Origin of the sequence: Pandoraea vervacti, from assembly GCF_000934605.2 — a bacterium.
GTDB classification, from domain to species: Bacteria; Pseudomonadota; Gammaproteobacteria; order Burkholderiales; family Burkholderiaceae; genus Pandoraea; species Pandoraea vervacti.
Genome location: NZ_CP010897.2, coordinates 367,975 through 390,745, shown reverse-complemented (window position 1 = coordinate 390,745; position 22,771 = coordinate 367,975). Strand labels below are relative to the sequence as shown.

20 protein-coding genes are annotated in these 22,771 nt (G+C 62.8%); 11 read left to right on the top strand and 9 right to left on the bottom strand.

The features are described from left to right. The first annotated feature begins 131 nt into the window (after positions 1-131). The 4 genes from UC34_RS01715 (at position 132) to UC34_RS01700 (ending at position 5,394) form a co-directional block, all read left to right on the top strand. Positions 132-1,256 (top strand): ABC transporter substrate-binding protein, encoded by a 1,125-nt coding sequence (locus tag UC34_RS01715; protein ID WP_044453483.1) that lies wholly within the window; start codon positions 132-134, stop codon positions 1,254-1,256. A 136-nt stretch (positions 1,257-1,392) separates the two neighbouring features. Then, complete coding sequence (locus UC34_RS01710) at positions 1,393-3,156, top strand: ABC transporter permease (protein WP_044453481.1); 1,764 nt, start codon at positions 1,393-1,395, stop codon at positions 3,154-3,156. After that, complete coding sequence (locus tag UC34_RS01705; protein WP_044453480.1) at positions 3,149-4,219, top strand: ABC transporter ATP-binding protein; 1,071 nt, start codon at positions 3,149-3,151, stop codon at positions 4,217-4,219. The genes UC34_RS01710 and UC34_RS01705 overlap by 8 nt, the downstream gene beginning before the upstream one ends. 92 nt (positions 4,220-4,311) lie before the next feature. Beyond that, positions 4,312-5,394 (top strand): porin, encoded by a 1,083-nt coding sequence (locus UC34_RS01700; protein WP_044453478.1) that lies wholly within the window; start codon positions 4,312-4,314, stop codon positions 5,392-5,394. Positions 5,395-5,503: 109 nt separating this feature from the next. On the opposite strand, the gene UC34_RS01695 is transcribed toward UC34_RS01700, so the two are convergent. Beyond that, positions 5,504-6,601 carry a saccharopine dehydrogenase family protein gene (locus tag UC34_RS01695; RefSeq protein ID WP_044453476.1) on the bottom strand — a complete coding sequence of 366 codons (1,098 nt, stop codon included), beginning with the start codon at positions 6,599-6,601 and terminating at the stop codon, positions 5,504-5,506. A gap of 382 nt (positions 6,602-6,983) precedes the next feature. Here UC34_RS01695 and UC34_RS01690 point away from each other — a divergent pair, with 382 nt between their 5' ends. The 4 genes from UC34_RS01690 (at position 6,984) to UC34_RS01675 (ending at position 10,890) form a co-directional block, all read left to right on the top strand. Then, on the top strand, positions 6,984-7,547 hold the full coding sequence (locus UC34_RS01690; protein ID WP_063389807.1) for a lytic transglycosylase domain-containing protein: 564 nt from the start codon (positions 6,984-6,986) through the stop codon (positions 7,545-7,547). Between the two features lie 269 nt (positions 7,548-7,816). Next, entirely contained in the window at positions 7,817-8,974 is a 1,158-nt protein-coding gene (locus UC34_RS01685) for a porin (RefSeq protein WP_044453474.1), read from the top strand. A gap of 1,137 nt (positions 8,975-10,111) precedes the next feature. Beyond that, positions 10,112-10,537 carry a DUF3224 domain-containing protein gene (locus UC34_RS01680; RefSeq protein ID WP_044453472.1) on the top strand — a complete coding sequence of 142 codons (426 nt, stop codon included), beginning with the start codon at positions 10,112-10,114 and terminating at the stop codon, positions 10,535-10,537. Next, positions 10,534-10,890 (top strand): VOC family protein, encoded by a 357-nt coding sequence (locus UC34_RS01675; RefSeq protein WP_044453470.1) that lies wholly within the window; start codon positions 10,534-10,536, stop codon positions 10,888-10,890. The genes UC34_RS01680 and UC34_RS01675 overlap by 4 nt, the downstream gene beginning before the upstream one ends. 186 nt (positions 10,891-11,076) lie before the next feature. Here UC34_RS01675 and glmS read toward each other — a convergent pair whose 3' ends face one another. The 5 genes from glmS to UC34_RS01650 all read right to left on the bottom strand — a co-directional run bounded on the left by glmS (position 11,077) and on the right by UC34_RS01650 (position 16,716). Beyond that, positions 11,077-12,906 (bottom strand): glutamine--fructose-6-phosphate transaminase (isomerizing), encoded by a 1,830-nt coding sequence (gene glmS / locus UC34_RS01670; protein ID WP_044453469.1) that lies wholly within the window; start codon positions 12,904-12,906, stop codon positions 11,077-11,079. Between the two features lie 109 nt (positions 12,907-13,015). Next, positions 13,016-14,377 carry a bifunctional UDP-N-acetylglucosamine diphosphorylase/glucosamine-1-phosphate N-acetyltransferase GlmU gene (gene glmU, locus UC34_RS01665; protein WP_044457619.1) on the bottom strand — a complete coding sequence of 454 codons (1,362 nt, stop codon included), beginning with the start codon at positions 14,375-14,377 and terminating at the stop codon, positions 13,016-13,018. A 121-nt stretch (positions 14,378-14,498) separates the two neighbouring features. Next, positions 14,499-15,455 (bottom strand): tRNA 2-thiocytidine(32) synthetase TtcA, encoded by a 957-nt coding sequence (ttcA, locus tag UC34_RS01660; protein WP_084070298.1) that lies wholly within the window; start codon positions 15,453-15,455, stop codon positions 14,499-14,501. 1 nt (position 15,456) lies between these two features. Continuing rightward, complete coding sequence (locus UC34_RS01655; protein ID WP_044453467.1) at positions 15,457-15,852, bottom strand: dihydroneopterin aldolase; 396 nt, start codon at positions 15,850-15,852, stop codon at positions 15,457-15,459. 21 nt (positions 15,853-15,873) lie between these two features. Next, the gene (locus UC34_RS01650) at positions 15,874-16,716 is read right to left on the bottom strand and encodes an SDR family oxidoreductase (protein WP_174556758.1); all 843 of its coding nucleotides are present in this window, start codon (positions 16,714-16,716) and stop codon (positions 15,874-15,876) included. Positions 16,717-16,983: 267 nt separating this feature from the next. Between UC34_RS01650 and UC34_RS01645 the strand changes: the two genes are divergently transcribed. The 3 genes from UC34_RS01645 to UC34_RS01635 all read left to right on the top strand — a co-directional run bounded on the left by UC34_RS01645 (position 16,984) and on the right by UC34_RS01635 (position 19,665). Further along, a complete protein-coding gene (locus UC34_RS01645; RefSeq protein WP_044457616.1) occupies positions 16,984-18,207 on the top strand; it encodes a class I SAM-dependent methyltransferase in 1,224 nt (407 codons plus the stop codon). Positions 18,208-18,245: 38 nt separating this feature from the next. Further along, complete coding sequence (locus tag UC34_RS01640; protein ID WP_044453465.1) at positions 18,246-18,440, top strand: DUF2905 domain-containing protein; 195 nt, start codon at positions 18,246-18,248, stop codon at positions 18,438-18,440. 322 nt (positions 18,441-18,762) lie between these two features. Further along, positions 18,763-19,665, top strand: coding sequence for a glutamate/aspartate ABC transporter substrate-binding protein (locus tag UC34_RS01635; RefSeq protein ID WP_044457615.1), 903 nt, complete (start codon positions 18,763-18,765; stop codon positions 19,663-19,665). 125 nt (positions 19,666-19,790) lie between these two features. Here the strand turns inward: UC34_RS01635 and UC34_RS01630 are convergent, their stop codons facing one another. From UC34_RS01630 to UC34_RS01620, 3 genes are all read right to left on the bottom strand, one after another. Beyond that, complete coding sequence (locus tag UC34_RS01630; protein ID WP_044453463.1) at positions 19,791-21,041, bottom strand: multifunctional CCA addition/repair protein; 1,251 nt, start codon at positions 21,039-21,041, stop codon at positions 19,791-19,793. Further along, positions 21,038-21,682, bottom strand: a complete 645-nt coding sequence (locus UC34_RS01625; RefSeq protein ID WP_044453461.1) for a glutathione S-transferase family protein — start codon at positions 21,680-21,682, stop codon at positions 21,038-21,040. The genes UC34_RS01630 and UC34_RS01625 overlap by 4 nt, the downstream gene beginning before the upstream one ends. Positions 21,683-21,794: 112 nt before the next feature. Beyond that, on the bottom strand, positions 21,795-22,745 hold the full coding sequence (locus UC34_RS01620) for a complex I NDUFA9 subunit family protein (RefSeq protein WP_044453459.1): 951 nt from the start codon (positions 22,743-22,745) through the stop codon (positions 21,795-21,797). Positions 22,746-22,771 lie beyond the last annotated feature (26 nt).

Sequence of the window (22,771 nt, the reverse complement as noted above, 5' to 3'; positions counted from 1 at the left end):
ATCCATGACCCCAAAAATAGGCGTCAGGCGGGATTCGACAGGAAATCGAAAGCGAATTGAAAGTTTCGGCAAATTAACATGCGCCACGCGAAAACGACAAATCCCTCTCAAGGGATCCTCCGGAGGATGACATGAAGCAAACGACAACGCGCGGCGCCGTGACGGCAACAGCCACGTCCCTCGCGCTCTCGCTCCTGGCAACGGTTGCCGCCGTGCCCGCAGCGCACGCACAGGTGCCGGCCGGCTATCCGGCGAATTACCAGACGACCATCGACGCCGCGAAGAAGGAGGGCAAGCTGATCGTGTACTCGGTGACCGACACTGCGCTCGTGCGTCCGCTCATCAAGGACTTCGAGTCGATGTACGGCGTCAAGGTCGAGTACAACGACATGAACAGCACCGAGCTGTACAACCGCTACATCAGCGAATACGCCGCGAACAGCACCAGCGCCGACGTGCTCTGGAGCTCGGCCATGGATCTCCAGGTCAAACTGGTGAACGACGGCACGATGGCCAGTTACGAGTCGCCCGAGGCCGCCCACATTCCTCAATGGGCCCAGTACCAGAAACAGGCCTACGGCACGACGTACGAACCGCTCGCCATCGTCTACAACAAGCGTCTGCTGCCCGCGAACGAAGTGCCGCAAACGCGCATGGAACTCATCAAGCTGTTGCAGGCGAACCCGGCCAGATTCAAGGGCAAGGTCACGACGTACGACATCGAGAAATCCGGCGTTGGCTTTAACTACCTGACGCAGGACGCCCGAGTGAACCCGGAGGTCACCTGGGAACTGGTCGGCGCGATGGGCGCCCTCAACCCCAAGCTGCAATCGAGCACGGGCGCGATGATGGAGCGCATCTCGTCCGGTGAAAACCTGATCGGCTACAACATCCTCGGCTCGTACGCATTCGCCAAGGCGAAGAAGGATCCGTCCATCGGCTACGTCTACCCGCGTGATTACACGCAAGTGGTGAGCCGTCTCGTGACGATCTCCAAGAAGGCGAAGAACCCGAACGCCGCGAAGCTCTGGATCGATTACCTGCTCTCCAAACGCGGCCAGACACTGCTCGCCAACCAGGCCAACCTGTTCTCGATTCGTGCCGACGTGGACGGCGAGACGTCGATGGCCGGCCTGACGCAACAACTCGGCTCGGCACTCAAGCCGATTCCGATCGGCGCAGGCCTGCTCGTCTATCTGGATCAGTCCAAGCGTCTCGAATTCCTCAAGCGCTGGCAGCAGTCGATCAAGCGTTGATCCCACGGTAATCGGGTTTCGCCCCGGACCTCCACGCCCTAGACCGGCGGTCGCGCCCTGGTGTCAATCGCCAGTGCGCGCCGCCTCTCCCCAGGCCTTTCTCGACATGCACCCCGCGGGGTGCAGGGAGACCCTCATGCTGTCGTCTTCTACCGCCAACCGCGCTGCGGCTTCGAACGGGCGTTCGCCTGCGAGCGCCGCGCCCCATGTGGCGCCCCCCTGGCGTGCGCTGGCCGCCACCTCGCGCTGGCTCGTCATCGCCGTGCTGACGATCGCGGTGCTGTTGCCGCTGTCGTTCATCGTGCTGCAAAGCCTGCTCTCCGCACCGTTTTTCGACGCCAGCCGCACGTTCGGCATCGACGGCTATCGTTTCATCTTCACCGATCCCGACTTCTGGTCGGCCGCGAAGAACTCTTTCATCATCGCGTTCGGGATGTTGTTCATCTCGATCCCGTTCGGCGGCATTCTCGCTTTCCTGATGGTGCGCACCGACTTGCCCGGTCGCCGCTGGCTCGAACCGCTGCTGCTCACGCCGGTGTTCGTCTCGCCGATGGTGCTGGCGTTCGGCTACGTGGTGGCCGCCGGCCCCGTGGGCTTCTATTCGGTGTGGTTCCGCGAACTCACGGGTCTCGATGCCCCATGGTCGGTGTACTCCGTGCTCGCCATCACCCTCATCGTCGGCCTCACGCACGTGCCGCACGTCTACCTGTACTCGTCGGCGGCCTTGCGCAATCTCGGCTCCGATGTCGAAGAAGCGGCCCGCGTCGCCGGTGCCCGCCCGTTCCGGGTGGCGCTCGACGTCAGCCTGCCGATGACCATGCCCGCTCTGCTCTTCGCCGGCGTACTCGTATTTTTCCTCGGCTTCGAAGTCTTCGGTCTGCCACTCGTTCTGGGCGACCCCGAGGGCCACCTCGTGCTCGCCACGTATCTCTACAAGCTGACCAACAAGCTCGGCGTGCCGTCGTATCACCTGATGGCCGCCGTGGCGATGTGCATCGTTGCGATCACGTTTCCGCTCGTGCTGTTGCAACGTCACCTGCTCAAGCGCGCCAACAAGTTCGTCACGGTCAAGGGCAAGGCGGGACGCCAGACGGTGCTGCCGCTGGGCGTCTGGCGCTGGGTTGCGCTCGCCATCGTCGCTGCGTGGCTGATCGTGACGGTCTTCGTGCCCATCTCGGGCATCGTGCTGCGCTCGTTCGTCACGCATTGGGGAGAAGGCGTAGCGCTTGCCGACGTGCTCACGATCGGAAACTTCACCGAGCTTTTCGAACAAGACAACCTCGTTCGCGCCATTCTCAACACGCTGGGTATCGGCGTCATTGGCGGGGCGCTGGCCGTTGGCTTTTACTCGCTCGTGGCCTTCGCCGGCCACCGCCGCAACGACTGGGCCGCCAGGCTGCTCGACTACCTCGTGCTGCTGCCGCGCGCCGTGCCGGGATTGCTGGCAGGGCTCGCTTTCCTGTGGATCTTCCTCTTCGTGCCGGGACTGCGCGAGATGAAGAACTCGATGTGGAGCATCTGGGTGGCGTACACGGTGGTGTGGCTCGCCTACGGCATGCGCCTCATTCAGAGCGCCCTGCTGCAAGTCGGCCACGAACTGGAAGAAGCGGGACGCAGCGTCGGCGCCACGCGCAGCCGTGTGAGCCTCGACGTCACGCTGCCGCTCGTGCGCTTCGGTCTGCTCGCCGCATGGCTGCTGATTTTCATGATCTTCGAGCGCGAATACTCGACCGCCGTCTACCTGCTGTCCCCCGGCACGGAAGTCATCGGCTCGCTGCTCGTGTCGCTGTGGGCGACCGGCGCAGTCGATCAGGTCGCCGCGCTCTCTGTCATCAACATCGCGATGGTCGGCGCCGGTCTGGGCGTGGCGTTGCGCTTCGGAGTCAAATTGCATGGATAAGCTCATCGTCGACAATCTCTTCCTGAGCTACGGCGCCAACCCGATTCTCAAGGGGGTGTCGTTCGAACTCAAGGCCGGCGAAGTCGTGTGTCTGCTCGGGGCGTCGGGCAGCGGCAAGACCACGCTGCTGCGTGCCGTGGCCGGTCTCGAACAACCGTCTGACGGACGCATTGCGCTCGACGATCAGGTCTTCTTCGACGGCGCCAGGCACATCGACTGCCCGGTCGAACAGCGTTCGCTGGGACTCGTTTTCCAGTCGTACGCCCTGTGGCCGCATCGCACCGTTGCGGACAACGTGGGTTACGGCCTGAAGCTGCGCAAAGTGGGCGCGGCCGAGCGGCGTGAGCGTGTGCAGAACGCGCTTGACCAGCTCGGTCTCGGCCATCTCGCCGAGCGCTTCCCGTTTCAGCTCTCCGGCGGTCAGCAGCAGCGCGTGGCGATTGCCCGCGCGCTGGTCTACAACCCGCCGGTCATCCTGCTCGACGAACCGCTCTCGAACCTGGACGCCAAGCTGCGCGAAGAAGCTCGTGCGTGGCTGCGCGAGCTGATCGTCTCGCTGGGGCTCTCGGCACTGTGCGTGACACACGATCAGACCGAAGCGATGGCGATGTCGGATCGCATTCTGCTGCTGCGCAACGGTCGCATCGAGCAGGAAGGCACGCCGGCCGAACTCTATGGCTCGCCGCGCTCGCTCTATACGGCGGAGTTCATGGGCAGCAACAACCGGATCGACGCCACGGTGAGCGCCGTCGACGGCGAAATCGTCACGCTCTCGGGCGAGGGCTTCGCGTTGCAGGCGCGCGCCCGCGACCCGCTTGCTCCCGGTCAGCACGCACAGGCCGTGATCCGTCTCGAACGTGTGCAGGTAGCCGACGGCCCGGGCCACAACCGGGTGAACGCGCAACTCGTCACCTCGATGTATCTCGGCGACCGCTGGGAGTACCTCTTCCATTGCGGCGCGCTGCGCTTTCGCGCGTTCGGTCACGTACCGCGCGAGCCGGGTCATCACTGGGTGGAGTTTCCGGCCAACGACTGCTGGGCGTTCGCGCAATCGAACGCCTGAGGCGACGGCGCGCCCCCCACCCCGCATTTTCATGCGACGCGCGGGCGCTCTCCCGCGCAAACACCACGAGAATCAAAACAGAGGAGACAACAATGAAACGAAGCAGTATCGCGCTGGCCGCGACGGTGGCCATCACGACCGCGGGCACGCTGGTCGGCCAGGCCCACGCGCAGTCGAACGTGACGATTTACGGGATCATCGACGCGGGGGTCGAGTACGTGAACCACGCCAGCGACAATGGCGGCGCAGTGCGCGCCATCTCGGGCGGCAAGAACACATCGCGCTTTGGCTTCAAGGGCACGGAAGACCTGGGTGGCGATCTCAAGGCGGTGTTCAACCTCGAGAGCGGCATCAACATGGTCAACGGACAGTTCGACGACGGCCCCGGTGCGATCTTCGACCGCCGCGCGACGGTCGGCCTGACGCACAAGACCTGGGGACAGTTCACGCTCGGGCGCACGTTCACCACGACGTACGACTACATGCTCCCGTTCGACCCGATGGGCTACGCGCCGAACTATTCGTGGGCGACCAGCGCCACGGCCACGGGGGGGCGCAAGGACGGATTGTTCTCGCGCTCGTCGAACGTCGTGCGCTACGACGGCGACTACAACGGTCTGAAGTTCGGCGCAATGTACGGCTTTGGCAATGTGGCCGACAGCATGAAAACGTCGTCGAAGTACGACTTCGCGCTCGGCTACGAGAACGGCCCGTTCGCCATCGTCGCCACGTACGACCGTCAGAATGGCGCAGGCAGCAGCGTGACGCCGACAGACACGACGGACTACATTCAGGGCATTCACGCCGGTGCGAGCTACCGCTTCGGCAGCGCCAAGATCATGGCCGGTTACCGCAATTACAAGAAGACGTTCGTGACGGCAGGCGCCGCCGCGCTGCGCAGCGATATGTACTGGCTGGGCGGTTCGTACGACTTCACGCCGGCGTTCACGTTGTACGGCGCGATCTACCATCAGAACATCAAGGACGCGGGCGACGCCGATCCGACGCTCATCTCGCTGCGCGCGCAATACGCGATGTCCAAGCGCACGGCCCTGTATCTGTCCGGCGGATACGCCTTCGCGAAGCACGGCCAGAAAGTCAGTCTCTCGCGTGATCTGACGGGGGCGGCCGACACGCAACTCGGCGTCACGGCCGGTATCCAGCACCGCTTCTGATCCGCTTTCGGCGCCTCGCCTGAACCGGTTTCCTCAACGACGGCCCGGCGGTGCGGGGGTGCACCGCGTGCCGGGTCGTCGTGTTTTTTTGCGCGAGGACCGAGGCGAGTCAGGACAGCGATTCGATATGCGTGGAGTGCGCGTAGACCTGCCCGAAGCGATTCGCAAGAAAATCGGGCAGCGCGATCTGCTCCTGGCGCACGAATCCGCGTTGCGGCAATTGCTGCGCGAAGAACATGTCGACGGCCGCGCAGATCGCCGATGCCGTGGTGATCTGGATCGCACTGGCACTGTGCCCGTTGTTACGCTCGGCAAAGATCTTCCGAGCGAACACTTCCTGCGTGAGCACACCGCCGCGCAGACCGTTCACCACCACGAAGATCAGCACCACGTCCTGCAAGGTGCTCGGTATCGCGCGCTTGAGAATCGTCTTGATCGTTTCCTGATCGTCCTTCAGACGCAATTCGTTGAGCAGGACTTTCATCAGCGCACCGTGCCCCGGATAACGCACCGACTTGTAGTCGAGATCGCGCACGCGTCCCGCCAGCGTCTCGCATAACGTTCCCAATCCGCCCGACGTGTTGAACGCCTCGTATTCCACACCGTCAAGCGAGAAGTGCTCCAGATCTTCCAGCGGCTGCACGGTGAGCCGCGCACCGTCGCGAATGGCTTCGCAAGGCTGACAGTACTCGTTGATCAGTCCGTCGACACTCCACGTCAGGTTGTATTTCAGCGAGTTGGTCGGAAATGCGGGAAGCGCGCCGACGCGCATCTTCACGGAATCGACTTGATCGAACGCGGCAGCGAGGTGATGGGCGGCAATGGCAATGAATCCCGGCGCCAGTCCGCATTGCGGCATGAGCGCCGTCGAGGCGCCCTGCGCGAGTTGCGCAATCGCGTGCGTGGCGGCCACGTCCTCCGTCAGATCGAAGTAGTGACATCCGGCGGCGACGGACGCCGTCGCCGCGCTCGTCGCCATGGTGTAGGGCAGCGCATTCACGACAGCGTCGAAGCCCGTGACAGCGCGTTGGAGCGACCCGGTATCGTGATGCGACAGTTCGACGAAGGCGTGCGCATATTCGCGCACCGCGCCGCGCGATTGCGCGTTGCGGTCGAAGACCGTCACCTGGTAATCGCCACTGCCATGTAACAGACGCGCAATGGTCTGGCCGATGTGTCCCGCACCCAGCAAGGCAATCTTCTTCATGTTTCCCCCCCAATCAGGAACGTCGGTCAATGCGCGGCCGGTCTCGCCGTCAACGCGCCAGTCCTTCAATTCTAGGGAGGGGCGACGATGAAATGTAGCGTTAAATCGTCGATAAACATGCTTCGTTTGACGAAATGACTATTTTCGACGACGTTTTGTCACTTCTCAGACGCAGCACTGCACGGGACACGGAGACGAGCGCGCCCACCGTGCCGCACCGGTTAGCGAGTCTGGCGCGCTTCCGAGCGAATTTCGGAAGCGCGCATCGTGCGGTGGCCCCAAGCTTGCGTTGCGACTTCGACGGACGCCGAGACCGCGTCGCGCGCACGGGAGATCGAAACGTCAGAATTTATCGTCTACGGCTTTCAGCCGCTATGAACCTATGTGGCTGCTTATGCATCGCCTGCGCATGGGTGGCATGCGTGTATTCGGGGTGGTGGCCATTTCAGCCATCGGCTTACTGCATGCGTCGCGCGCGGGCGCCGACTGCTGGGACGTGGCCGCTGAGCGCTATCAGCTCGATCCGCTACTGCTCTACGCCATCGCGCAAGTCGAGTCGAATCTCGACATGAACGCACGCAATACCAATCGCAATGGCACCTACGACATTGGCCTGATGCAGATCAACAGCATTCACCTTCCCAAGCTGGCGCAGTATGGCGTGACGGAGCGGCATCTGCGCGAGGACGCGTGCGCGTCGATCCTCACCGGTGCATGGATCCTCGCCGGGTTCGTGCGTCAGTATGGCTATGGATGGGAAGCCGTGGGCGCCTACAACGCCGGCACAGGCGAGGCCCGCGCGCCCCTGCGAAAACGCTATGCCGACAAGGTGCGCAAGCGCTACGCACGGCTTGTCGCGGAACGCACGCGGCGCATGGCCTTGAGTGCGTGCGACGCGCCAGACGAGTTCGGCGCCTGCCAGAACGCGACAGCGTCACAACCGTAACGCCAGCGCCTTCCCGTTGCTTTGATGATCGGTGGACTTTGCGCGCATTCCCTTGATACGGCGTTCATGTGTCATGGAAATGAATTTACGCACATTCGCCGACAGCGGATGCGTTGCGTTGCAACGGCAAGACATCTCATGCGCATTTTCGTTAATACACCTATTGAATTGCGAATTCGTTCGCTATAGTTCGCCCCGAACCCACGGGGCGCCCCTCCACAGGCGAAGGGTTCGCATTGACCATAAGTTATCGATAGAGGATTCGACCGATGAAAAAGACGCAATTGACCGCCGCACTGTGTGGCGTTATCGCAGCGGCCACCACCGGTGCTGCACACGCACAGAGCAACGTCGCGCTGTACGGCATTCTCGACGGCGGTCTGGCCTACGTGAGCAATGTCGGCGGCAGCAAGAACTTCACGACGGCCGACGGCCTGCAATCGGGCAACCGCTGGGGCCTGAAGGGGTCGGAGGATCTGGGCGGCGGCACGTCGGCCATCTTCACGCTGGAAAACGGCTTCAACCTCACGAACGGCGCGCTGGGCCAGGGCAGCCGCGAGTTCGGCCGTCAGGCATTCGTCGGTTTGTCGAACAAGTCGTTCGGTAGCGTGACGATCGGTCGCCAGTACGACTCCGTGGTCGACTTCGTGAGCGGCCTGACGTCTGCCAAGCAGTTTGCGACGAAGCTCGGCGCCCACGTCGGCGATGTCGACAACCTGTACAACTCGTTCCGCATCAACAACTCGATCAAGTACACGAGCGCCAATTACGGCGGCTTCTCGTTCGGTGGCCTGTATGGCTTCTCGAACCAGCCGAGCAGCAGCACGCCGGGCAACGGCTTCGCCAACAACCGCGCATGGAGCGTGGGTGCGAGCTACGCGAACGGCCCGGTCAAGTTCGGCATCGGTTACCTGGAGGTCGGCACGCCGAATGGCAGCAACACCGGCGGCGCAGTGTCCGGCGACTACAGCGGCGATTTCTACTCGGCCCGAATCGGCACGACAACGGTCGGTGTGGACAAGCAACGCGTGTTCGCCACGGGCGGCAGCTACAAGTTTGGCCCGGCCAACGTTGGCTTCGTGTACAGCAACACGCAACTGCGTTACGTCGGCGGTACGGGCGCACGCGTGTCGAACTACGAACTGAACGGCACGTACAACCTGACGCCGTCGCTGTTGCTCGGCCTGTCGTACACGTACACCGATGCCAGCACCCGCAGCGCCGCGCTCGCCGACCTGAGCCCGAAGTACCACCAGGTCAATGCCGCCGTGGACTACCTGCTCTCGAAGCGTACCGACGTGTATCTGGTCGGCCTCTATCAAAAGGCCGCAGGCGACGCGACGGCCGCCTCGATTAACGGCGCCGGCGGTGCGTCGAGCACGAAGACGCAGGCGGCTGTGATCTCGGGCCTGCGTCACAAGTTCTGAGCCAACGGCTTCGCGAGAGGTTTTTGTCGTTGGTTCGAGTGCTCCAGCCGTTTGGGGGAGTCCTGAAGGGGACTCCCCTTTTTGTTTGGAGATTCCGGGTCGTACGAGGCGCACTCCATCCAACTCAGAAGATCAGCGAGTTGACTGGTCAAAACGCCTTGTATTAGTATTTGCGCTGAAAACTACGTACAAGCGGGTGAAAAAAACGTAGCGCCGCCCGGCATGCCGGGTCCCACCTGGAGTGGGAATTCTACTTGTGTAGATAGAGAATCCCGCCTGCAACGGCCACCTCATGGTGGCCGTTGGTCTTTCCGATATGGGCTATGCCCGTATCGCGGTGCCTTCGTGAACCTTTCGCAGCAACGTCGCCAGCGCAATTTTCTTCGCCTCGCGTTGACGCCTCGTTAGACCACCTTCCAAGACATATGCGGACTGGACACGTAACACCAGTCGATTGCGCATCTTGTCTTTTTCGACTTCAAAAAAACGGCGTAAAGCCCCATCTTTCCGTTTTCGTCGACATGCTCACGTGTGACGAAATTGGGCCGTCTGTCGTCCGCCAACGTTATCCTTCGAAACCCCAAACTCAAAACGATGCCTCGCAAAAACTTGCGGGAGAGACGGTACCGAACCGGGCAAAGAATTCTGCGTTCGCGTGCATCCGAGTAAATCTCGCTTCGAGGAATGGACACTAAAGGACGGTCGTCCCACTTGAAACTCTTCGTAAAGCAGTGGCACGAAAAGAGCACGATCACCGATACGTCACAGTGCTCGCGCACCCGTGCCCTGAACGCGAACGGCGACAAGTGGCTTAGATCCCACGGCGTTCCGCGAAATTCGACCGTACCGAATGGTGGCCGCAATGTCTTGGCCACATCTGCCGCGAGCGGTTCCACCAACAACATGTGAACATGATCGGAGGATTATCAGACCGGTCATTTTAGGAACTCGCGAGTCCGAACGGTCGATATCTCAAGAAACTCGGAAATGTCCTGACGCTTATACGGTTAGTAGTGCAAATCGTTGTTTACTTGTAGCCATCTCTTTCGTCGTGACAAATTTCACCTTGTATCTCACTCAAGTTCGAGTACACTCGACACTGTACAAAAACACAGCATTCAGACAAGGAGAGCAACCGTGAATTTCTCGGCAAAAGGGCCTTTCGAGGTGCAACTCGGGCCGCAGGAATTGAGTGCTGTGGCGCAGAGCACCGGACTCGGACGCCTGTCGCTCGACAAGACGTACCACGGCGATCTGAATGCCGCCAGCCAGGGGGAAATGCTCTCCTTTCGCAGCGGCACGGCGGGCTCTGCCGGGTATGTCGCGATGGAAACGGTGCGCGGCACGCTGCACGGACGAAGTGGCACGTTCGTGTTGCAGCATAGTTGCACGATGGCGCGTGGGGTACCAACGCAGTCCATCACGGTCGTTCCCGACTCCGGCACAGAAGCGCTCGTCGGCCTTGCCGGCCAGCTCGTCATCGACATCACGGAAGGCAAACACGCTTATCACTTCAGCTACACGCTGCCGGACGCGCAACCATCGAACGGAGAGCAGGCATGAGCCAACGAGGCACCGATCGCCAGATCGACAACATCGAATTCAACGTCGCCGACATCGCGCGTAGCAAAGCCTTCTATGGCAGCGTGTTCGGCTGGACATTTACCGATTATGGTCCGACCTATACGGAATTCAGCGACGGGCGTCTGACGGGAGGTTTCACGACCGGTGAAGCCGTTCGTCCGGGCGGGCCGCTCGTGATCCTTTATGCCGATGATCTGGCGCAGACGCAGCGTCGCGTCGAATCCGCTGGCGCCAGGATCAGTCGGGCAGTGTTTTCCTTTCCCGGCGGTCGACGGTTCCACTTCCTCGACCCGGACGGATACGAACTCGCCGTGTGGTCGGCGGCAGCCTGAGCCGCGGCATGAGATTGGCGCGTACCGTCGCGCCACGTGGCGCGCGTCGCTAGACGCACGACGCACAAACGCGCCAATAGAATACACACCTAATACACATCGAATGCGCAAACAAAAGGCCGGCACGCTAACAGCGCCACCGGCCTTTTTCGCAGCCCGGGGAACAAGCTCCCCAGCTTCACCACCTCACTCCACGGTTACCGACTTGGCGAGGTTACGCGGCTTGTCGACGTCGGTGCCGCGTGCGCACGCCGTGTGGTACGCGAGCAACTGCAACGGCACCACGTGCAGGATCGGCGAGAGCTGGCCGTAGTGTTCCGGCATACGGATCACGTGCAGGCCCTCGGCGTTGGCGATCTCGGTGTCCGAGTCCGCGAAGACGTACAACTGGCCGCCGCGCGCGCGCACTTCCTGCATGTTCGACTTCAGCTTCTCGACCAGGGCGTCGCGCGGCGCCACCGTGACGACCGGCATTTGCTCGGTCACCAGCGCCAGCGGACCGTGCTTCAACTCGCCCGCCGGATAGGCCTCGGCGTGGATGTACGAGATTTCCTTGAGCTTGAGCGCGCCCTCAAGGGCAATCGGATAATGCAGACCGCGACCGAGGAACAGCGCATTCTCGCGGCGGGCAAACTCTTCCGCCCACGCGATGATCTGCGGCTCCAGCGCCAGCACGCTATTGAGCGCCGCCGGCAGGTGGCGCAGTTGCGTGAGATATTCAGCCTCCTGCGCCGCCGACAAGCGACCACGCAGCTTGGCAATCGTCAGCGTGAGCAGGAACAGTGCAGTGAGTTGCGTGGTGAACGCCTTCGTCGACGCGACACCGATTTCCGTGCCGGCTCGCGTGAGGTAGTGCAATGCCGTCTGACGCACCATTGCACTCGTGCCCACGTTGCAGATGGCCAGCGTGTTCGTCATGCCCAGGGACTGCGCGTGTTGCAGCGCCGCCATCGTGTCGGCCGTCTCTCCCGACTGGGAAATCGTCACGACCAGCGTCTTCGGATTCGGCACGCTGTCGCGATAGCGATACTCGCTCGCCACTTCGACCTGCGTCGGAATCTGCGCCAGCGACTCGAGCCAGTACTTCGCCGTCATGCCCGAGTAGTAACTCGTGCCACATGCCAGAATCAGGATCGAGTCAACGCTGCCAAGCGTCGCCTCGGCACCCTCGCCGAACAGCGTCGGCGAAATGCCCTCGACACCTTCCATCGTGTCGCCGATCGCGCGCGGCTGCTCGAAGATTTCCTTCTGCATGTAGTGACGATACGGTCCGAGCTCCACGGCGCCCGTATAGGCCTGTACCGTGCGCACTTCGCGCTCGACGGCGACGTCGTTGCGATCCACGATCGTCACGCCATCGAGCGTGAGTTCGACGACATCGCCTTCTTCCAGATAAATGAACTGATCGGTCGTGCCGGCCAACGCCAGCGCGTCCGAGGCGAGGAAGTTCTCGCCCTCGCCAACGCCGACTACCAGCGGCGAGCCCGCACGCGCGCCCACGACACGATGCGGCTCCTGCTTGCGGAACACGGCGATGGCATACGCGCCATGCAAACGGCGCGTGGCCAGACGCACCGCTTGATACAGATCGCCAGCCGCGCCGTTCGACAGAATGTGATGGATCAGATGCGCGATGACTTCCGTGTCCGTCTGCGACACGAACTCGTAACCCAGACCGCGCAATTCGTCGCGCAGGCTCTCATGGTTTTCGATGATGCCGTTGTGCACCAGCGCCACTTCGTCGCGCGAGAAAATGGGGTGCGCGTTGTTCGTGACCGGCGCACCATGGGTCGCCCAGCGGGTATGGGCAATGCCCGTCTCGCCCGCCAATTGCGTCTGCGTGAGCTGCTCGTCGAGATCGGCCACGCGTGAGACGCTGCGCGCGCGTTGCGGCACACCGTCCTTGAGCACGGCCACGCCGCACGAGTCGTAGCCGCGATACTCCAGACGGCGCAGCCCTTCGACCAACACCGGTACTACATTACGTCGCGCTACCGCGCCGACAATGCCGCACATATTCGCTTCCTTGAGGGCCGGATCGTCTCCGGCGCATTCGAACGGATGAGATCCGCTTTAACTCCCCGGCGCACGTCTGTCTCTCGTGCGCCGGCACATAACCGCGATTTTACTGCTTCTGCTTGCGCGGGCGGACATAACCCGCCTTCGCTTCCTGCGTCTTGCCATTGAGCACCAGCGAATCTTCCGGCGTGTCCTTCCAGACGGTCGTGCCCGCAGCAATGGTCGTGCCGCGACGCACCGTCACCGGCGCGACGAGCTGCGTGTCCGAACCGATGAACACGTCGTCCTCGATGACCGTGCGGTGCTTGTTCGCACCATCGTAATTGCACGTGATCGTGCCAGCGCCGATGTTCACGCGCGCGCCCACGGTCGAATCGCCGACATACGCCAGATGATTGGCCTTCGAGCCCTTCGCCAGGGAGGCGTTTTTCACCTCCACGAAGTTGCCGATGTGCACTTCGTCCGCGAGATCCGCCCCCGGACGCAGTCGCGCGTAAGGCCCGATATGCGCGTCCACGCCGACAGCCGCACCGTCCAGATGGCTGAATGCCTCGATGCGGGTGCCCGCGCCGATGGTCGTGTTCCGAATGACGCAGTTCGCACCGATCGACACGCCATCGCCGATCGTCACCTTGCCTTCGAACACACAGTTCACATCGATGGACACATCGGTGCCGCACGCGATCTCGCCGCGCAGGTCGAACCGCGCCGGATCGATCAGCGTGACGCCAGCGGCCAGCAGTGCACCCGCTGCATTGCGTTGATAGTCGCGCTCCAGCTCGGCCAGTTGCGCTTTGTCGTTCACACCATTCGGCTCCCACGCGAAGGCTGGCTGCGTGGTGACGACGGACACGCCGTCCGCCACCGCGCACGCGATCACGTCGGTCAGGTAGTACTCGCCCTGTGCGTTCTGGTTCTTCAGTCCGCCAAGCCACTCCTTGAGGGCACGCGTGGGCGCCACCAGAATGCCGGTGTTGATTTCACGGATCGCCAATTCGGCTTCGTTGGCGTCCTTTTGCTCGACGATGCGCTGCACGTTGCCCGCCGCGTCTCGCACGATTCGGCCATAACCGGTCGGATTGTCGAGATCGACCGTCAGTACGCCCAGCTTGTCCTTGCCGGCGGCGTCGATCAGACCCTTGAGCGTCTCGGCGCGCGTGAGCGGCACATCGCCGTAGAGCACGAGCGTCGAGGCCGATTCATCGAGCAACGACACGGCTTGTTGCACGGCGTGCCCCGTGCCCAACTGTTGCGCTTGCTCGGCAAACAGGACACCGTCACCGGCAACGGCCTCACGCACGGCATCGCCGCCGTGTCCGATCACAACGATCAGTTTGCCGGGTTCGAGTTTGCGCGCCGTCGCGATCACGTGCGACAGGAGCGGGCGACCGGCCAACGGTTGCAAGACCTTGGGCAACTTCGAGCGCATGCGCTTACCCATGCCTGCGGCGAGAATCACAATATTCATGGCGTCGTGACGATTCGAAAATAGGAAGGCTTGATTCGGGATTTCGCGCCCCGCCCGCGCACGCAAGGGTGGCGGGCGAGGCACGTTCGTGTCGATGGCTGGCGACGGATTCGGAGCAGACTCAGTCGTCGAACTGCGTGATGCGAATGATGCCCGCATCGTCCTCGTCGCCACAGGGCGCCTCGTCGAACGCAATGTCGCCGAGCGGATCGGGTTGCCCCGTTGCACGCAAGTTCTTGAAGTCGTGCAGATTCGTGTCCATCAGGTGCGACGGCACCACGTTGGACAACGCGCTGAAAATCGACTTGATGCGCCCCGGGTGCTGCTTCTCCCACAGGCGAATGAGCGACTTCATTTCCGCACGCTTCAGGTTGGGCTGGCTGCCGCACAACGTGCACGGAATGATCGGGAACTGTTTGTACTCGGCGTAACGCTCCAGATCCGGTTCCCGCACATAGGCCAGCGGCCGGATCACGACATTCTTGCCGTCGTCCGATTGCAGCTTCGGCGGCATGCCCTTGAGCTTGCCACCATAGAAGATATTCAGGAACAGCGTCTCGATGATGTCGTCGCGATGATGGCCCAGCGCGATCTTCGTCGCCCCGAGCTCGCCCGCCACGCGATAGAGAATGCCGCGACGCAGACGCGAGCACAGCGAACACGTGGTCTTGCCCTCGGGCACCACGCGCTTCACGATGGAATACGTGTCCTGATTCTCGATGTGGAAATCTACACCGATGGAGCGGAAGTAATCGGGCAGCACATGCTCCGGGAATCCCGGTTGCTTCTGATCGAGGTTGACGGCGACGATCGAGAAGTCGATCGGCGCACGCTCGCGCAGTTTGAGCAGGATATCGAGCATGGCATAGCTGTCCTTGCCGCCGGACATGCACACCATCACGCGATCGCCCTGCTCGATCATGTTGTAGTCGCCGATGGCCTGCCCCGTCAGACGGAACAGACGCTTTTCGAGCTTGTTGTTCTCGAACGCCAGCTTCTGCGCCTTCTTCACGCTGTCGGCGGTGGCATTGCCGGTCGCGGCCATCGGCGCGCCGGTCTCGGGCATGACGGCACTCATGTCAGGCATCCTTCATCTGGAACACTTCGATGCCGACCGAGTGGCAATCGGGATAAACGTCGGGCTTCTCGGTCGACACGCCCACGGCTCGCACGCGCGGATGCGCCAGCAGCGCACGCGCGACGTCGTCGCAAAGGGTTTCCTGCAAATGGATATGGCCTTGCCCCACGCGTTTGGCGATGGTCTCGCGCATGAAGTCATAGTCGACGACTTCGTCGAGCTTGTCTTCCGTGGGCGTGCTGTCGGCCAGCGGCACAAACAATTGCACGTTGATGAGCACGCGCTGCTCGCCACGCTTTTCGTGATCGTGCACGCCGATATTGATGAACACCTCATAGTCGCGCAGGAACATGCGACGGCAGTCCATCAGGCGGGGGTGGGAAAGAGCGCTATGCATTTTCAAGACTCGTAATGACAATCAACGAGACCGGTCGGCGTCGGCCGGCTCGGTCAGAAATTTCACGTCTCGCGATGAACTCGCGAGATGTTGCCCGCCGTCGACATACAGCACCGTGCCGGTCACGGCAGGCGCCTCAGCCAGATACGCGACGGCCTGAGCAATGTCCTCCGGGGTCGAAGACGCACCCAATGGCGTTGACGCATGGGCCGCAGCGAATCCCGCCGGCGTCTGATCCACGGACAGGAGCGTGACGCCCGGCGCGACGCCGACCACACGCAAGCGCGGCGCAAACGCCTGTGCCAGCAGCGTGGTCGCGACATCGAGGGCCGCCTTCGACAGCGTGTACGACAGGTAATCGGGATTCGGATTCGCCAGCTTCTGATCGAGCAGATTGACGACCACCCCGCGCCCCGTTTCCCCGAGCGCTGCGTGCATCTCGCGGGCGAGCACGAGCGGCGCGCCCGCGTTCACACGCATGTGACGCTCCAGCGCCTGGTAACCGAAATCGTCGGCGCTATCGTATTCGAAGCGCGACGCATTGTTCACGAGGCATCGCACGACACCAAGCGATTCGCGGCAACGAGCGATCAAACCGGCGGTCGCGGCCTCGTCCGCCAAGGATGCCTGCAGTGCGCACGCACGGCGCCCCAGCGCCTCGATGGCGGCCACCGTCTCGAGCGCTTCGTCGTGCGAGCGCTCGTAGTGAACGGCGACGTCCCATCCCGAGCTCGCCAGCGTCAAGGCAATGGCCCGCCCGATGCGGCGCGCGCCGCCGGTCACGAGCGCCACGCGCGACACGTCGGACGTGCTGGCGTTGTCGCTGGCGGCGGAAGCGGGGCGTGGCGTCGATGCAACGGTCATGCGGCGAATTCCTGTCGAATGCCTCTCAGGGGCAGATTGGGGGACGATTTTCGGGCGGCTCGCGGCGACACAGGCAGCCGCACATGACTGGCGGCACACGTTGCTCGCCCCGAGAACGCGGTGGCAGACATTGCGAAAACAGGTGAAAAACTCGCAAAAAGCATCGAAAACCGGCAAAAATCGGCGCAAAAGTCAGCGATTTTGCCCGCAGACGCGCTTATCTCAACCATCGCAGCCAGTCTGCATCGTCTCCGTTACAATGCCCGCATGAATCAGGCCGCACCGAAACCCCATAGTTTACCCGTTCCGGAGACGGACGCGCTCGAACACTCGCGCCGCCTCACGGCTTACCTTGCCGACGCCATCGCCGCAAGCGGCGGCTGGCTGCCATTCGATCGCTTCATGGAGTTGGCGTTGTACGCGCCCGGCCTCGGCTACTACGCCGCCGGCGCGGCCAAGTTCGGGCGTCTCGCCGCCGACGGCAGCGACTTCGTCACCGCGCCGGAGCTCACGCCTTTCTTTGCCCGTACGCTGGCTCGCCAGCTCGGCGAGATCTTCGAGCAGACCGGCGACGCCCGCGTGCTGGAGTTCGGTGCGGGGTCAGGGCGGCTCGCCGCCGATCTTCTGCTCGCGCTCGAGACCGAAGGCACGCCATGCGAGCAGTACTCGATCATGGAACTCTCCGGCGAGCTTCGCGCACGCCAGCGCGACACCATCGGCAAGGCGGCGCCGCATCTGCTCGATCGCGTCACGTGGCTCGACCAGTTGCCCGACGCCTTTCACGGCGTGATGCTCGGCAACGAAGTGCTCGACGCCATGCCAGTGCGCCTATGGGCGCGCCGTCCCGATGAAAAGGGTGGAAAGGGCCAGCCGCAATGGTTCGAGCGCGGCGTCGTTCTCACGCAGGACGGCTTCGCATGGGAGGAACGTCTTTACACCGGGCCGCTGCCCGACGCCCTCACCGCGCTCCACGACCTGCCGCCGACGCAGGAATACCTGACAGAAACCCACGAAGCGGGCGCCGCATTCGTGCGCAGTGTGGCGCCGTTGCTCGCGCGCGGTGTGCTGCTGCTGATCGATTACGGCTTTCCCGCGCGTGAGTATTACCATGCCCAACGCGCGGGCGGCACGCTCATGTGCCATTACCGTCACCATGCGCACGACGACCCGTTTTACTACCCGGGCTTGCAGGACATCACCGCGCACGTCGAATTTTCGGGCATTGCCGACGCGGGCGTGGAAGCCGGCCTCGATCTGCTCGGCTTCACCTCGCAAGCCCGCTTCCTCATGAACGCGGGCATCGTCGATCTGATGAGTGCGCTCGATCCGACCGATCCGAAGACGTTCCTGCCGGCGGCTGCCGCCGCACAGAAGCTGCTATCCGAGGCGGAGATGGGCGAATTGTTCAAGGTCATCGCCTTCGGGCGGGGCATGGACGAATGGGCCGGACTCATCGGCTTCGCCAACGGCGACCGCAGCCACGCACTTTGATTTCCCGACCCACACGCCCGATCACCGAGAGGCCGCCGATGTTTCGCTGGATGTTCACCATCTTCTTCGCGATCTGCGTCCTCTCGGCAGCCGCGCCGTGGCTCACCAAACTCGGCATCGGCCGTCTGCCGGGCGACGTACGTCTGCGCTGGCGAGGCAAGGAGATGGTCTTTCCCTTCGCCTCGACCGTGTTGCTTTCGCTCGTTTTCAACTTGCTGATCCGCCTGCTGTAAGCCCGTCCCCTGGTTGTGCCCGCCGCCGCGTCGCAACACCTGTTGCAGTATGAGCGGCCGCAGCGCGCGGCCGCCACATCGCCTCCGATTCCCCCGCCTTTAGTGCCTTTAGCGCCATTGAGTGCCATTGCTCGCCAGCCCCCGGACCACCGGCGCTCGTCAGGCAGGGCGCACGCCGTCACCTCTGCTCATCGGTTCCGGGGCGTCCCGTTTTTCAGGGTTAACAACGATTTGATCATTTGTTGCAAAAAAATTACCATGAAACAAATGATTCAGAAGTGAATCACGAGAAGACCATTTTCAGGAGCAGGACATGATCAAGATGCGATTGACCGGGGTGATGCGTGGCGTACTGGGTGTAGCAATGACGTTGGCCGCAGGCGCGGCGCTGGCTCAAGGCGCATCGGAGACGCTGCAAAAGATCGACAGCAGCGGCGTGATCTCGATCGGCCATCGCGAAACGTCGATTCCGTTCTCGTACTACGACAACAACCAGAAAGTCGTCGGTTACTCGCAGGACCTGTGCAACAAGGTCGTCGACGCCGTGAAGACCCGCCTGAAGAAGCCCGACCTGCAAGTGCGCTTCATTCCGGTCACTTCGCAAAACCGTATCGCCCTGGTGCAGAACGGCACGGTGGACATCGAATGCGGCGTGACGACGAACCTCAAGGCGCGTCAGGCGCAGGTCAACTTCTCGAACACGTTCTTCGTGGCCGGCACACGCCTGCTCGTGAACAAGAACGGCGCTGTGAAAGACTTCCCCGATCTCGCGGGCAAGTCCGTGGTGACGAACGCGGGCACGACCTCGGAGCGCATCCTGAGCAAGATGAACAACGAGAAGAAGATGAACATGAACGTGATCTCGGGCAAGGACTACGGCGAATCGTTCGTCATGCTCCAGAGCGGACGCGTGCAGGCGTTCATGATGGACGACGTGCTGCTCGCCGGCGCCCGCACCATGGGCCGCAATCCGGATGACTGGGTCGTGACCGGTACGCCGCAATCGTTCGAAGCCTACGGTTTCATGATGAAACACGGCGACGCCGAGTTCAAAAAGCTCGTGGACGACACGCTCGCCGGCGTGATGAAGAGCGGCGAGATCAACGCGATGTACAAGAAGTGGTTCGAGACGCCGGTGCCGCCGAAGAACATCAACTTCAACTTCCCGATGAGCGAGCAGCTCAAGCAGCTTTACGCCAATCCGAACGACAAGGCGTTCGAATAAGGCTGCCGAACCACCGGCCACCGGGCGCATGCCCGGTGTACCGGCGACGGAAAACGCGAGGGGCGTGCGCAGATCTGAGAATCTCGCACGCCCCTTGGCCTTTCGGACAGGCGCATGGTCGTCGGTTACGCGTCCTCGCCCCGCAGACCGGCGGCTTCGACCGCATCGATTCTTGCCGCTTGTACGGCGTCCCGAATCTTCGCGGGCTGGTCGGCATACTGACGCGCCACCGCCCCCGCGTCGATGCTTCGCGCCGCATCGAGCGCCGCCATCAGGCGTTCGCGCTGCGGATACGGGGCCGTGGCGAACTCACCGCCTCGCCCGCGCGCATCGGCCTCGCAGGCTTGCAACACTTCGACGAAGCGCTCGGGTTTGCGCAAGGCATCGCAGCGCTCCAGCAGACGCACCAGAGCACTGGCACCGAACTTCAGGCACGCATGAATATTGCCGTGCTCGCGAGCCACGACCTGCGCCAGTTCGCGACAGTCGACCGGCACGCGCAGGCGCGCGCATAGCGGGCCGAGCAATCCGACGCTGCGCCCCTCATGTCCGATGTGACGCGGCAGTACATCCTCCGGTGTCGTGCCCTTGCCGAGATCGTGCGTGAGCGCCGCGAAGCGCACCGGCAGCGAAAAGCCCTGCGTCGCGGCGTAATCGAGCACCATCATCACATGCACGCCGGTGTCCACTTCCGGATGATAGTCGGGACGTTGCGGCACGCCCCACAGCCGGGCGACCTCCGGCAAGATGCGCGCGAGCGCGCCTGCGGCACGCAATACCTCAAACATGCGCGATGGCCGATGCTCCATCAGACCTCGCGAAATCTCCTGCCAGACGCGCTCGGGTACCAGGGCGTCCACCTCGCCGTTGGCTGTCATCGCCTGCATGAGCGCCAGCGTCTGCGGGGCGACGTGAAAGTCGGTGAAGCGCGCGGCGAAGCGCCCGCACCGCAGGATCCGCACGGGATCTTCCGCGAATGCCTCCCCGACATGGCGGAACAATCTGGCTTCCAGATCGCGCTTGCCGCCATAAGGGTCGACAAGGACATCGGACAGACTGTCGTCCGGCAGCACTTCGCGCGCCATCGCATTGATCGTGAAATCGCGCCGGATCAGATCCTCTTCGAGCGTGACTTCCGGTGCGAAATAGAACGAGAAGCCGTGATAGCCGCGCGCGGTCTTGCGTTCGGTACGCGCGAGGGCGTACTCGGCCTGGGTTTTCGGATGGAGGAACACGGGAAAGTCGCGGCCGACCGGACGAAAGCCTTTCGCGACCATCTCCTCAGGGGTCGCCCCGACCACGACATAGTCCCGGTCCTTGACGGGCAGCCCCAGCATCTCGTCCCGAATGGCGCCTCCAACGGCGTAGATCTTCATGGACGCACGTCGTAGAAGGGGATGCTTTGCGTCTCGGCGCGCCCACCAGCCACCCATGCCTGCACCGCCGGCACTTCGCGAATGCGATCGGCATAGGCCTGCGCGTGAGCGGACAGCGTCGGCTCGAACGTCGCGAATCGCATCACGACCGGCGCATAGAATGCGTCGGCAATCGAGAAATCCCCAAACAGGAACGGGCCTTCGTAGCGCGCGAGGCAATCCTCCCAGATCGCCTCGATGCGCCGCACGTCCGCGAGCACTTCCGGCGTGGCGCTCGCGCCCGGCCAGTGCGCGGCCACGTTCATCCACATGTTCGTGCGCAACGCCGTGAAGCCGCTATGCATCTCGGCGCAGACGCTGCGGGCATGGGCACGCTTGCCGAGCGATTTCGGCCAAAGGGGAAGGTGCGCATAGGCATCGGCCAGATACTCGCAGATGGCGAGCGAGTCCCACACGGTGATGCCGTTGTCGATCAGGCAGGGAACCTTGCCGGTGGGCGAATACCGCAAGATCTGCTCGCGCGAGTCCTGCTGCGCGAGCCACACGTTCTTTTCTTCGAAGGCGATGCCGAAATGCTTGAGCAGCACCCACGGGCGCATCGACCAGGAGGAGTATTTTTTGTTGGCGATGATGAGTTGCATGAGGACTTTCCTTGCTCGCGCTGCACCGGGGTGTCGCGCGTTTCCATTGATTTATCGACAGGGACTGCACATGGCGACGGCGATGGTGACGATGGTGGCGGGGATCGCGCAATCAGCGACCGGCGAAACGCCGATAGTCCGCCATCCGCTTTTCCCAATTGCCGCCGTTGAGATAGTCGACGGCGATCTCCAGGCCGTTCGGCGTGAGACCCAGTTCCGGCGCCAGCGGGCCGGTCATGACGTTATCGACGCTCATCGAGTCGAGGTTGTCGCGCGTGATGATCGGCTCGCCGGGCAGCTTCTCGAAGATCATGGCCTGAAGTCGTGCCGTGCTGTCCGGTAGCGGCAGAATCGGTCGCTCGCAACCGCAGGCGGCGCCGGCGAAGCGCACCAGTTCCTCCAGCGTATAGACGTCCGGCCCGCCAAGCTCGTAGGTCTTGCCGACGGTCGCATCGTTGTCGAGCGACTGAGCGAACGCCTGCGCGACATCCATGACGTACACCGGCTGAAACCGCGCCTTGGCGCTCGCCAGCGGCACGATGGGCAAACGGCGCTGCAGCTTCGCAAACGTGTTCAGGAAGTTGTCGCCAGGGCCGAATACGACGGACGGGCGGAAGATCGTAGCGGCAATGCCCGTCTCCCGAATCGCCACTTCGCCATCGCCTTTCGAGCGCTGATACATGCTCGGACCGTTCGAATCGGCGCCGAGCGCGCTCATATGAAGCACTCGCGCGATACCGAGATCCGAGCAGGCCTGAGCAATTTTGCGCGGCAGCTCGACGTGCGCACGCGCAAAGGCGCGACCGTAGGGCGTGCCGCGGTCGCCATGCAGAATGCCGACGAGATTGATGACGGCGTCGCTGCCGGCGATCACCCGCTCCAGCGCGCGTGGATCGTGCACGTCGCATTCGACGAGTTCCACGCCGGGCAGTACGGCGAGCGCCTTGGCCGCTTCGACACGCCGTGTCGGTAACCGCACGACATGTCCCATCGTCACCAGCCTCGCTACCAGATGGCTACCGATGAAGCCGGTGCCGCCGACGACACAAACGTTATAGCGCATGCGTCACCTCCGCGTTTGACTGTGGA

Bases quoted from the DNA above. Each gene is read 5' to 3' on its own strand.
- UC34_RS01715 (WP_044453483.1), top strand. From the start codon at position 132: ATGAAGCAAACGACAACGCGCGGCGCCGTGACGGCAACAGCCACGTCC.
- UC34_RS01710 (WP_044453481.1), top strand. From the start codon at position 1,393: ATGCTGTCGTCTTCTACCGCCAACCGCGCTGCGGCTTCGAACGGGCGT.
- UC34_RS01705 (WP_044453480.1), top strand. From the start codon at position 3,149: ATGGATAAGCTCATCGTCGACAATCTCTTCCTGAGCTACGGCGCCAAC.
- UC34_RS01700 (WP_044453478.1), top strand. From the start codon at position 4,312: ATGAAACGAAGCAGTATCGCGCTGGCCGCGACGGTGGCCATCACGACC.
- UC34_RS01695 (WP_044453476.1), bottom strand. From the start codon at position 6,601: ATGAAGAAGATTGCCTTGCTGGGTGCGGGACACATCGGCCAGACCATT.
- UC34_RS01690 (WP_063389807.1), top strand. From the start codon at position 6,984: ATGTGGCTGCTTATGCATCGCCTGCGCATGGGTGGCATGCGTGTATTC.
- UC34_RS01685 (WP_044453474.1), top strand. From the start codon at position 7,817: ATGAAAAAGACGCAATTGACCGCCGCACTGTGTGGCGTTATCGCAGCG.
- UC34_RS01675 (WP_044453470.1), top strand. From the start codon at position 10,534: ATGAGCCAACGAGGCACCGATCGCCAGATCGACAACATCGAATTCAAC.
- glmS (WP_044453469.1), bottom strand. From the start codon at position 12,906: ATGTGCGGCATTGTCGGCGCGGTAGCGCGACGTAATGTAGTACCGGTG.
- glmU (WP_044457619.1), bottom strand. From the start codon at position 14,377: ATGAATATTGTGATTCTCGCCGCAGGCATGGGTAAGCGCATGCGCTCG.
- ttcA (WP_084070298.1), bottom strand. From the start codon at position 15,455: ATGAGTGCCGTCATGCCCGAGACCGGCGCGCCGATGGCCGCGACCGGC.
- UC34_RS01655 (WP_044453467.1), bottom strand. From the start codon at position 15,852: ATGCATAGCGCTCTTTCCCACCCCCGCCTGATGGACTGCCGTCGCATG.
- UC34_RS01650 (WP_174556758.1), bottom strand. From the start codon at position 16,716: ATGACCGTTGCATCGACGCCACGCCCCGCTTCCGCCGCCAGCGACAAC.
- UC34_RS01645 (WP_044457616.1), top strand. From the start codon at position 16,984: ATGAATCAGGCCGCACCGAAACCCCATAGTTTACCCGTTCCGGAGACG.
- UC34_RS01640 (WP_044453465.1), top strand. From the start codon at position 18,246: ATGTTTCGCTGGATGTTCACCATCTTCTTCGCGATCTGCGTCCTCTCG.
- UC34_RS01635 (WP_044457615.1), top strand. From the start codon at position 18,763: ATGCGATTGACCGGGGTGATGCGTGGCGTACTGGGTGTAGCAATGACG.
- UC34_RS01630 (WP_044453463.1), bottom strand. From the start codon at position 21,041: ATGAAGATCTACGCCGTTGGAGGCGCCATTCGGGACGAGATGCTGGGG.
- UC34_RS01625 (WP_044453461.1), bottom strand. From the start codon at position 21,682: ATGCAACTCATCATCGCCAACAAAAAATACTCCTCCTGGTCGATGCGC.
- UC34_RS01620 (WP_044453459.1), bottom strand. From the start codon at position 22,745: ATGCGCTATAACGTTTGTGTCGTCGGCGGCACCGGCTTCATCGGTAGC.